Source organism: Mucilaginibacter sp. A5337, assembly GCF_059690695.1.
The window spans coordinates 294,394-305,899 of record NZ_JCAWEC010000005.1 but is presented as its reverse complement, the minus strand read 5'-3'; the positions used below and the strand labels follow the sequence as shown (position 1 = coordinate 305,899).

The window sequence follows — 11,506 nt, the reverse complement described above, 5'->3', positions numbered from 1 at the left end:
GATGTGGGCAGCTTAAAAAATAATAGAATAGGTTAATTTCTTTTGAATAGGAATGATAAGCTCCTGCTTACCTCCGGCATCACGAACAACGGCTTTAGCTCCCGCCGCATCATCAATACGGATATAGTATGATTTATCATCAATAGCATACAATCCGTTGCCAAGCGCTTCAATGTTTCCCGAAGCGAGATGATAAAACAATCCATCAACAGCATTAGCAAGGGTTATTTCCCGGTGGATGCCCTGGCCTTTATCCATCACGCTGCTGGCATCAGTTACAGGCGATCCGTAAACGATATATTTAAAAGCTGGAACATCATCTGCATTTAAAACATAGCCTTTAGGTCTGTATCCTGTACCTGCGGTATCCAAAGCCCAGACTGCATTTGCATCGCTTAGTTTTTCGATTGCGGGAACAGGTTTACCAAGATATTGAACAGAACCGGAAGGTCGTGATGAGCCATCGCCCCTGTCGTGCCACATAGGCGTGGCATCCAGAAAGCCACCGCGCCAGATCTCCACAATCATTCCTTTATCCAAATCATAAGTATAATGTAACAGCTCCGGGCTGCCCACATTTACACCATGTGTAACCCTGATACCACCCGGCAAATCGGAGAAACTGCGCAAAATGGTGTTTGATGTAGCATTAATTAAAATAGGATCAACCGGATCATTATTACTCACATTGGCATCACTTAACAGATACTCCCGTACACCCGGACCAGCTACGGTAAGCCCCAATGCCGGTTTAACCCAGTCGACAGTTTTTGAATAGAGTAATTCAAATGAATGATCGCCAGGTTGCAATTGTATCTTTCCATCGCCCCTGTTTTCGGCTAATGCAACTGCATCGCTACCGTTAATCCTAAATACGCCCTTTCCACCGGGTACACTCAGTTTAAAGGCGTACTCGCCTGCTTCTTTAATCTGTATATTACCTGTGTAACGAATTAAAAAATCATTATTAAGCTTGCTCTGGTTTGAAGATAGTACAGGCGAAATCCCTTCAGATTCAGGTTTCAGCTTTTTATAACTATCGCCTGCAATTTCGCCTCCTTTGTAAACCCAATATTTGAGGTTTGATAACGTTGGATGCGGTTTATCGTAGCTGGTTATCCTGATGTTACGAAAAGCTACCGGACCATGATCTCCCTGTAAACGCAACGGGCCCGTTGCAGCTTCTTTATTATCAAAAGCTCCACGTGTTGGCCCGGCAAGCTCCACATTATCCTGAATCAAAACACCGTTGAGCCAAACGTAAAGCACTTTTGCATTGCTGATCTTTTGCCCATTACCGTCAAAACGCGGCGCCTGGAATGAAATTTTCATGTGCTGCCACAAACCCGGTGCACGGCTGGCATTTTGCCTTGGTGCATGGCCATCATAACCTTGCTGCCCGTCTGGCTTGCTATCGTCCCAGCGCTCATAAATGCCGCCATTATCGCCCGATTTAGGGTTCACCGTTCCCCAGCTATCTAAAAGCTGAATTTCATAACGCCCCTGCAAATAAATGCCCGAGTTGGAGCCTTTCGCCATCATATAGTCAAGCTCCAGATCAGCATCCCCATAAACAGTTTTGGTGAACAGATCTTTAGCTTCCTTTTTTCCGGGCAGGTTTACCAGGGTTCCGCTGCCATCTTTAGTGGTTAAAACTTCGTCCTGCACAATATCGGCCTGTACACCAGCCGCTACTTTCCAGTTTGATGAAGGGTTATCGAAAAAAGAAAGGTCATTGAGAGATAATGCGTTCTGCGCCCTGAGTTGCTGGCAACCCAACAGGCATACACACGCGATCCAAAACCTTTTTTTACAAAATAGTTTAGGAGATTGGTTAAAGCGATGCATTGGTTTTTAATTATAATATGGTTTATTGGCGAAGGACGCATAATAATGTCGACCTCACATTTATCCCGCAAGATAGTAATTTACGCAATCGATTACGAAAAAATTTTATCATATCCGATTTAAAGCAAGCCAGACCAATACAATAAGCCGGCTTGTAAAACACCCCCGGTTGAAAAATACAAAAAAGGGTCTCTCCCGACTGGAAGAAACCCTTTTCTTAAATCAAATTAAATTTCAATACCCCGGGTTTTGCGTTAAATTAGGGTTAAGACCAATTTCAAACTGAGGGATTGGATATAACTCACGACCGGCAGGTATGGTTACACCATAAACACTCTTCACAAAATCAGTTGCTACACCAGCCCTTCTCAAATCATAAAAAGTTGAATACTCGCCTGATAATTCATGCCTGTATTCGCTGTAAATCATCTGCAGCGGATCGGTTATTACCTTACCATCACTGATGAAAGTTAACGGAGCCGAGCCGCCAAAAGCACGGTCACGAACCTGTTTCAGCGTAGCTAATGCGCCGGCAGCGTCGCCTGTACGTGCCTGGCATTCAGCTTTGCTCAACAATACTTCGCCAAAACGCAACAAGACCTGGTTTTGGGCACCAAATATGGTTTGATCGCCTGAGTTACCTACCAAAGTAGGATCGCGCCAAAATTTTTCGTTGTAATAGCCAGTCCTCAATTGTGAATTATCCGAACCTACCCATGGACGGGTTTTTGTACCGCAGGTATTGATGATCTTGCCGTCATCGCCTGTATATTTTGCTTTCACGGCCGGGTCGGTGCTTGCAAAACCCGAAATTACCAAAGGATATGATTTAATACCGCCACGCGCTTTAATACCCGGACTTGGGTTTTCATCGCCGGGGCCAATTACAGTTGCGACTCTCCGCAAATCGCCATCCTGAAATGAACCAGCCAGAGCCGAATTAGCATAATCATAACCAAAGTTGGTTACCTCTTCGGGCATGCCAAAGGTGCTTATCCATGCAACCTCGTTACTGGCGCCCCAGCTTTGCGTACCGGCAACATCAAACTGAACCTCAAAAAGTGATTCGGCATTGTTTTGTTTGTCATACTCATTTACATCAATGAAATTTGGCAGCAATGAATACTTTCCGGTTAGCTGATTGTAAGAAGTTAAAGCATCAGAATATTTTTTCAACCACATTTGTGCAGCACCCAGGTACCCCAATGCAGCACCTTTAGTAGCACGGCCTTTGTCTGCATCTGCCAATGCTTCTTTCCATGGCAATAAACCAGCAGCAGCAGTAAGATCAGATACCACTTGGGTAAACACCTGGTCTTGTGTACTTCTTGGTGTTAAGCCAAGGTTTGTGCCGTCCTTTAACTCCAACGGAACACCACCAAAGCTTGCAGCCAGGTAATAATAGGTCATACCGCGCAAAAAGTAAACTTCGCCGGTAAGCCTGTCGGCAAGAGCCGCGGTTAAAACACCGTTGGCTTTCATTTTTGCAATGATTGGCAAGGCCGAGTTAGCCCGGGCTATACCAACATAAGCACGTGTCCAAAACACCTCAATAGCGCCGAATGTTGATGGGATGGCGTAGGTATTATAAAACCTGTCGTTGCCCCAGTTGAAAAAATCATGCGATTGGAAATTGGCGTAATACCAAAGCGATTTTTTTAACAGATCGGCATTTTGATAGGTATCATAAATAGCGTTTACAAGGGCTATCCCATCAGCCGGTTTATCAAACAAAGTTGTTGCCGTAGGATGTTGCGAATCGGTTTGATCCAGAAAGTTCTTCTTACAGCTTAGCGGGAGCAATACTGCCAGTCCAACTGAAAGTACGTATATATATTTCTTGTTGAATTTCATTTCTTTACTGTTATGTTAAATGTTTGGTTAGAAAGTTACATTTAAACCTAAGGTGTAAAATTTGGATGACGGATAAGTACCTAAGTCGATACCCGAGCCGGTTGGGTTTGTGATAGTAGCACCAGTAATAGGATCGGTACCAGTAGCCTGCCCGATTTCCGGATCAAGACCAGTGTATTTGGTGATCGTGAACAAGTTCTGAGCTGCTATATAGAACCTGATTTTGGTAACACTCATCTTTTTGGTAAGTGCCGCAGGTAAAGTATAACCAAACGTAACGTTCCTTAAACGCAGGTAACTGCCATTTTCAACGTATACACTTGAGGCTACGTTATTAGCGCTAACATCATCATTGTAGGTAGCCCTTGCAAAACGGTTTGAAGGGTTGGTTGGTGTCCAGCGGTTTTCATAATATTGCTGACTTACGTTTTCAACGCCCACAAAGCCAGGTGCCTGGAAACTTTCAAGGTTACGCTCCTGGTAGTTGAAAATTTTGTTACCATAGCTACCGTAGAAGAATGCATTGAAATCAAAGGATTTATAAGACAGATCGATATTGAAGCCGCCATAAAATTTAGGGATCGGGCTTCCTAAACTGGTGCGGTCATCGGCAGTGATCTGGCCATCGCCATTGATATCTTTAAACTTACGGTCGCCGGGCTGTGTAGTAGCCACCTGATAATGCCCCGTAGGCGATTTAGCATTCAGTGCATCAATTTCGACCTGTGTTTGGAATATACCCAATGACTGGTAGCCATAAAACTCGCCTACCGGCTGGCCTATATTTGTTTCGCTAAAGGTTGACCAACCGTTAGCAGGCAGCGGCAGGTTAACCAGGTTGGTAATAAATTGAGTGTTTTTGTTTATACTCACCAATTTATTGCTAACAGTGGTAATGTTTAACCCTAAACCATAGTTAAAATCTCTGATGGTATGCCTGTAGTTTAAAGCAAACTCAAAACCTTTATTACTGATACTGCCCGCGTTTTGTGTTGCCGATGTAAAACCGGTTTGGGCCGGAGTAAGCAGGTTTAATAAGAAATCTTTTGAATCTTTTTTATAATAATCAACAGTTAAAGTTAAGCTGTTATTCAGGAAAGCTACATCCATACCAATATCGGTTTGCTTTGATGTTTCCCATTTTAAGTTAACATTGTCAAGATTGGTAAGTGCTAAACCGCTCTGGTAAATCTTGCCAAAAGGGTAACCAACGTTTGAACCGGAAGTAGCCGGGCCGCCCGAAGTATAACGTGCCAGATATTGGAAAAGGCCAATGCTTGACTGGTTACCAACTGTACCGTAGCTACCACGGAATTTCAAGTCAGACAGCCAGTTAACATTCTTTAAAAACGATTCTTCTTTGGCTTTCCAGGCTAATGAACCAGATGGAAAAGTACCGTATTTATGCCCCGTGTAAAATTTAGACGAACCATCGCGCCTTACAGTAGCTGTAAGCAAATATTTATCGGCAAACTTGTAGTTTAACCTTGCAAACTGCGATGCCAGCGAGTAGGTTTGCTGACCGCCATAAGCAACAAGATTTTGTACCTGGCTTAAATCCCTGATGGAGTTACTTGGCAGGTTATTACCGCTGCCACCTATTTGTCTGCCGGTATTTTCCTGTTCAGATACACCACCTACAAAATCAATGGCATGCTGACCAAATGTTTTGCTGTACGAAATGGTGTTTTCCCACAGCCATTCAAATGTATTGCTTGCATTTTGTGAATAAACACTTAGCTGGTTTGCACCACCTAAATTGTATTGCTCGCTTGACCTGTTATCTTCAGGCTGAAAATAATAACCTGAAAAATCACTGGTATTGATACCTAAATTACTTTTGATTTTCAGGCCTTCAAATAAAGTAGCCTCTAAGGAGGTAGAACCTAAAAAGTAATTCTGTAAATTTTTGATATCCTGTGTTTCGATAGAGTAAACAGGGTTATTCCAGCTTTTAGTATAAATATTTACCGGGTTAAAGAAACCATAGTTGCCTTTTGAATCTTTAATTTCATTGGTAAGCTTATTACCGCCATCAAGCGTAGGGATCAGCTGGCTTAATTGTGCTAATGAACCTGTTCCGAATGGATTTTTGGTATTTTGCCTTGAGAATTTAGCGCTTGTTGATGATTTTAACCAATTGGCGATATTATAATCGATGTTCATGCCAAGGTTGATCCTTTTAAAGAATGAGCCAAGTACTATACCCTTCTGATCATAATAGCCGGCAGAAAAAGCTGATTGGATTTTATCATTCCCACCGCGGATAGCAAGGTTATAATCTTGTTTCAAGCCTTTACGATAAACCGCATTTTGCCAATCAACATTGTGCAAAGATGATGGAGTGCTCCATTCAGGCAGTTCGGTAAAACCTTCGGCAGCATGAACTTCATTTGCCAATGTAGCCCATTGCTGTGCATTAAGCACTTTATATTTTTTAGGCTCGGATTGAAGAGAGGCATAAGCATCTAATGATACCTGTACGCCATCTTTTTTACCTTTTTTGGTTGTGATGATAACAACACCATTTGATGCCCTCACACCGTAAATAGCTGTAGCAGATGCATCTTTTAATACATCCATTGAAGCAATATCATTTGGGTTGATATTGTTAAGGCCGCCGGTAATAGGATAACCGTCCACTACATATAACGGATCATTATTCCCTAAACTACCAATACCCCTGATCTGTACGCTAACGCCACCACCCGGTGCACCATCATTATTAGTAACCTGCACACCTGATGAACGGCCTTGCAAAGCCTGATCCAAAGCAGTAACAGGCACTTTAGCGATTTGCTCGGCAGTAACCGAACTAACCGAACCAGTTAAATCTTTACGTTTGGTGGTACCATAACCAACAACAACAACCTCTGTAAGGGTTTTATTGTCGGGCACTAATGATACATTGACAACCGACCTGCCGTTAATGGCAACTTCCTGGCTTAAGAAACCAACAAAGCTAAAAACAAGCGTTTCATTACTTCCGGCCATTATTGAGTAAGTACCGTCGGGCTTAGAGCCGGCAGCTTGCGTGCTGCCTTTTATCTTAACAGTAACTCCGGGTAAAGGGAGCCCGTTATCGGAACCGGTAATTTTACCGGTTACCTGTTTGCTTTGAGCATAACCTGAAAAACTTATCAGCACAAGCGATAAATTTAAGCAGATGAAGGCCACAACTTTTTTAATGCGTAGTTTTCCTCTCATACATTTTACTTTAAATTGTTAAAATTGGTTTGAAGCATATAATCACTTTTTAACAGTTATTGCCAAAGAGATTATATGCTAAGTAAATGTAGCCAGAGGCCTCAATCGATTGTAATACGATATGAGTGGTTTTTTGTATTATTTTAACATAAGTTAAAAATAGAAATTAAAAATTACAAATAACTAATTATCAATTAGTTAAATATTAAAAACAAAATTAAAAGGCAATATATTATCGTCATCGTGATAAAATAATATATACCAATGTTAAAATTAAATCATTGAATAAATGTTATTTTAACAGTAAAATTCATTTTAATTTCAAAACATTACCCTAACGCCCTGCAAGTCGTATAAACAAAAATGCCTTCCGGTGCTAACCGAAAGGCATTAATCATTTTTTAACTTTTACCCCCCTATTTAAGCTTCACAAAATAAATCCGGTTCCTGTCAACCGAATTAGTGGCTGGTAAGATCTTAGCTGCAAAACCATTTTTACCATTATCAATAACACCGAAGTCATCATCGTTAGATATTGCCAGAATATTGCCGGGCAGCAAGGCCAAACCTTCGGCTTTATCATGCGGATAAACGGTTGGCAAATCTTTTAACAGATCAAGCACCTGGGTTTTGGTAACCGGGGTAATACCGGCTGCCTGCAAACCGGCGGCATCATTAAGCTCTTCAACAGTTTTGCCGCCGTACAATTTACCGTTGGCTCCATTGGCCGGGTCAGAAATATCTGTTGCATTGCTAAGATCTATTTTAAACACCTTTTTGAACGTAGCCGGATTGGTTGGTGCGCCGCCAAAATTACCATCGCGCTCAATGGTTAAAAACGTGGTTGCGCTAACAGCAGTTATATCACTTACTCCCGTTAACGAGGTGTTGTCCATTAGGTAAGCATACTGTTTTGTGGCCCCCGTAGTAATATCAAAAGTAAGGATGCGTAATACAGTTGAGTTAGCAACTTTTGCTTTAGATGGGTTGTACATTGGCGATTGCATCATGCCTACCAGTGTTTTGCCATCAGGCGTAATGGCCAAACCTTCCATGCCGCGGTTGGCCCTGCGGGTAGCAAATACAGCCGGGATTTTACGGCCACCGGTTCCTGATCCGTAAGGGTTAATGCGCTCGATGGTTTTGCCATTGACATCAAAATGCACTATATGCGGGCCGTATTCATCGCTTACCCAAAAAGTACCGTCGGCTGCTAAAACCAAACCTTCCGAATCGATGCCATCGGCACTTGGCGACAGTTGATTTCCACTCAGGTCAAAAGGAATTTCGCCGGAGGCCCCCATGCCTGCAGGATTTGGCAGCCCGTTCAATTTGCCGCCGTTGGCGTTTTTAAGTTCAATAGTTTGTTCTAAAAAGAGCTTACCTTCTGTGAGCCTGAATTTACCTATCTGCGGATCAAAATCCGGTTTACCAATAATGATTGAATTTGCTGTTTGACCGGCAACATTTGAACCCCGGTCAGTAAGCAGATAAAATACGTCTTTCTGTTTTGGATCAGCCACAACCGCCGAACCAAAGCCACCGTTATACACCTTTACGCCATCGGCTGTAGTGAAAAGCACTGCCGGGTTTTGAGCCTCGGCCATATCAGGATAGCTGAATGGATTGACCTTATTATCGTCATGACAGGATGAAAGGATCACCGCCGATACGGCAATGACGCCAAGTAGTTGTTTTTTCATTTGATCTGTGATTGATTAACTTTTACAAAAGAACCCGCAACGTGTAAACCTATTGTTAATTCAATAACAATAATTTAATCTAAAAGCACAAACCCTGTTCGATATTAATCTATTAACAACTTAACGTTTTGCAATAATTATGTTACCTGGCAATATCAATTTGGATAAAACGTATTACCGCGACTACTTTTTCATAATTTAGGCACTATGAAACATATTTACCATCATACCTGCAACAACCTGTGGAACAAGACAAAGCCTCTTGTTCTTGGTATGCTGCTTTGCAGCGGCATAGCTTCGGCACAATCAACAAATCCGGTTATCAACAGCATCATGAATGAGGAAACCAGCAACTCACAGCTGGAAAAGCTGGCGCACGAATTGTTTGACGGCATCGGCCCCCGCTTGGTTGGCACACCGCAAATGAAACAGGCTAACGACTGGGCGGTAGCTAAATATAAAAGTTGGGACATTCAGGCAAAAAACGAAAAATGGGGCGAATGGCGCGGATGGGAACGCGGCATTTCGCATATTGATATGGTATCGCCAAGGGTAAAATCATTAGAAGGCACGCAACTGGCCTGGAGCCCGGGCATGGGCAAAAAAACCACCACTGCCGAAGTAATTATCCTGCCGGATGTGGCCGATTCTGTAGCCTTTCAGCAATGGCTGCCCAATGTTAAAGGTAAGTTTGTAATGATCTCCATGCTGCAGCCAACGGGCAGGCCCGATTATAACTGGCAGGAGTTTGCCCTGAAAGAGTCATTTGATAAGATGAAAGCTGACCGTACGGCCCAAACTGATGCATGGAAAAAACGCATCAGCAAAACAGGCTTTACCAATAAAACATTGCCTGTAGCTTTAGAAAACGCGGGCGCAGCAGGCATCCTGACCAATAACTGGTCGGCAGGGTTTGGGGTTGATAAGATCTTCGCTGCCTATACCAAAATTGTACCTACGGTTGATATTTCGCTGGAAGATTATGGTATGCTATATCGCCTGAGCGAATCTGGTAGCAAACCTGTGATCAGTATCCATTGCGAATCAAAAGAACTGGGCGTAGTGCCAACCTTTAATACCATTGCCGAGATTAAAGGAACCGAAAAACCTAATGAGTATGTAATGCTAAGCGCCCACTTTGATTCATGGGATGGCGGCACCGGCGCTACCGATAACGGCACAGGCACCCTGACTATGATGGAGGCTATGCGCCTGTTGAAAAAGTTCTATCCGCATCCAAAACGTACCATATTGGTAGGTCACTGGGGCAGCGAAGAAGAAGGACTGAACGGCTCACGTGCTTTTGTTGAGGACCATCCCGAAATTGTGAGTAATCTGCAGGCATTGTTTAACCAGGATAACGGTACAGGCCGCGTAGTGAACCTTACCGGCCAGGGCTTTGTTGAAGCTAAGGATTATTTAAGCAGATGGCTTGCCGCTGTACCTGATACCATCAAAAACCGGATCAAAACAAACTTTCCGGGGCAACCTGGTGGTGGCGGATCTGACTTCGCATCGTTTGTAGCAGTTGGTGCACCTGGCTTTTCATTAAGCTCACTTAACTGGTCGTACGGATCATACACATGGCATACCAACCGTGATACTTATGATAAGGTTGTTTTTGATGACCTGAAAAACAACGCCATTTTAGCTGCCATCATGGCTTATATGGCCAGCGAGGACCCGCAAAAAACCGTTAACACCAAAACCGAAGGCATTAAATGGCCTGCACAGGTTAAAGCTACGCGCCGCGGCGGATTGGATAAGTAGGCTGAAGATGAGACACTGTAAAATAACCTTGCTTGCATCCCTCCTGATGCTCTTTAGCTTCAGTCTGAAAGCGCAGGAAAACAATAAAACCAAATTTGTGCACCCTGGTATTTTAAATACCAGGGCCAGTTTGGATTTCATCAGTGCCCAACTAAAAGCAGGTGACACTATGCGAACCGCTGCCTATCAAAAAGTGCTTGATTTTATTAAGGATCATGAATACCCGTCTTCGTTTCCATCAACCATCGTAGTTGGTTCAAACGGGGCAACATCGCCTTCAAAAACGCAGATCAGGAAGGATTGCGAACTGGTTTACGCATTTGCATTGACATGGGCTGCTACCGGCAATGCAGACTATGCTAAGAAGGCAATCGGCTTACTGAACGGATGGGCTTACGCTTTTAAGGATTATGGCCTGCTGGCAGGAAAAACCAATCCTAACCAGCCCGATCTGGAAGCCTCATGGACAACGCCAAGCTTTGTGGCTGCAGCGGAGATCATCAGGCATTATAAGGTAAAGGGCAAATCTGCCGGATGGGCTACTGCTGACATTGAGCAGTTCAGCAAGTACCTTGTTGATGTAAAGGATAATTACATCAATAAGATCCCCGATTATAAAAATAACTGGGATGCATCGGCAGGATATGCTAAAATGGCTATCGGCGTATTTTTAAATAACGATACTGCTTATCGTGCCGGCTATGACCTTTTAGTAAAAGAATTGCCAAACGTCATTCAACCGCATGGCACCCTACCCGAGCTTTGTGTGCGTAAAGATTGTGTTCATTACCAATACTCGCTAACGGCCTATGCTTATGCTGCCGCCATTGCCAAAATACAGGGTGATAATAGTTTATGGGAGATCAGCAATAAAAATATCAGCCTTGGCTATGATTTTATGCGGAAAGCTTACGAGCAAAAAACGGGCTGTGATTACTGCGATTTAAACAGCCGCATTTTTCCCGGAGTCGAAGTTGCCTATGGACACTACAATACCGATAACCTAAAGTATTTGAGAAAATTACAGGCTCCGCTTGGCGTCCCTATTGATAATACATTTTTAGGTTTTACTACTTATACCCATTACAAAGTTAAAGGATTATAAACCTACATAAAACAAGAAA

The 11,506-nt window shown here is 43.1% G+C and carries 6 protein-coding genes; 2 read left to right on the top strand and 4 right to left on the bottom strand.

All coding sequences use genetic code 11. The features are described 5' to 3' along the window. Window positions 1-12 precede the first annotated feature (12 nt). The 4 genes from AC59JO_RS18560 to AC59JO_RS18545 all read right to left on the bottom strand — a co-directional run bounded on the left by AC59JO_RS18560 (window position 13) and on the right by AC59JO_RS18545 (window position 8,612). The gene (locus AC59JO_RS18560) at window positions 13-1,848 is read right to left on the bottom strand and encodes a 3-keto-alpha-glucoside-1,2-lyase-like domain-containing protein (protein WP_497307071.1); all 1,836 of its coding nucleotides are present in this window, start codon (window positions 1,846-1,848) and stop codon (window positions 13-15) included. A 234-nt stretch (window positions 1,849-2,082) separates the two neighbouring features. Further along, complete coding sequence (locus tag AC59JO_RS18555; protein ID WP_497307069.1) at window positions 2,083-3,702, bottom strand: RagB/SusD family nutrient uptake outer membrane protein; 1,620 nt, start codon at window positions 3,700-3,702, stop codon at window positions 2,083-2,085. 27 nt (window positions 3,703-3,729) lie between these two features. Then, the gene (locus AC59JO_RS18550) at window positions 3,730-6,909 is read right to left on the bottom strand and encodes a SusC/RagA family TonB-linked outer membrane protein (RefSeq protein WP_497307067.1); all 3,180 of its coding nucleotides are present in this window, start codon (window positions 6,907-6,909) and stop codon (window positions 3,730-3,732) included. A gap of 416 nt (window positions 6,910-7,325) precedes the next feature. Then, on the bottom strand, window positions 7,326-8,612 hold the full coding sequence (locus tag AC59JO_RS18545; protein ID WP_497307065.1) for an esterase-like activity of phytase family protein: 1,287 nt from the start codon (window positions 8,610-8,612) through the stop codon (window positions 7,326-7,328). Between the two features lie 207 nt (window positions 8,613-8,819). Here AC59JO_RS18545 and AC59JO_RS18540 point away from each other — a divergent pair, with 207 nt between their 5' ends. Both AC59JO_RS18540 and AC59JO_RS18535 read left to right on the top strand, forming a co-directional pair. Next, on the top strand, window positions 8,820-10,382 hold the full coding sequence (locus AC59JO_RS18540) for a M20/M25/M40 family metallo-hydrolase (RefSeq protein ID WP_497307063.1): 1,563 nt from the start codon (window positions 8,820-8,822) through the stop codon (window positions 10,380-10,382). Window positions 10,383-10,389: 7 nt separating this feature from the next. Continuing rightward, window positions 10,390-11,487: an alginate lyase family protein gene (locus AC59JO_RS18535; protein WP_497307061.1), complete on the top strand. Its 1,098-nt coding sequence runs from the start codon at window positions 10,390-10,392 to the stop codon at window positions 11,485-11,487. Window positions 11,488-11,506: the final 19 nt, after the last annotated feature.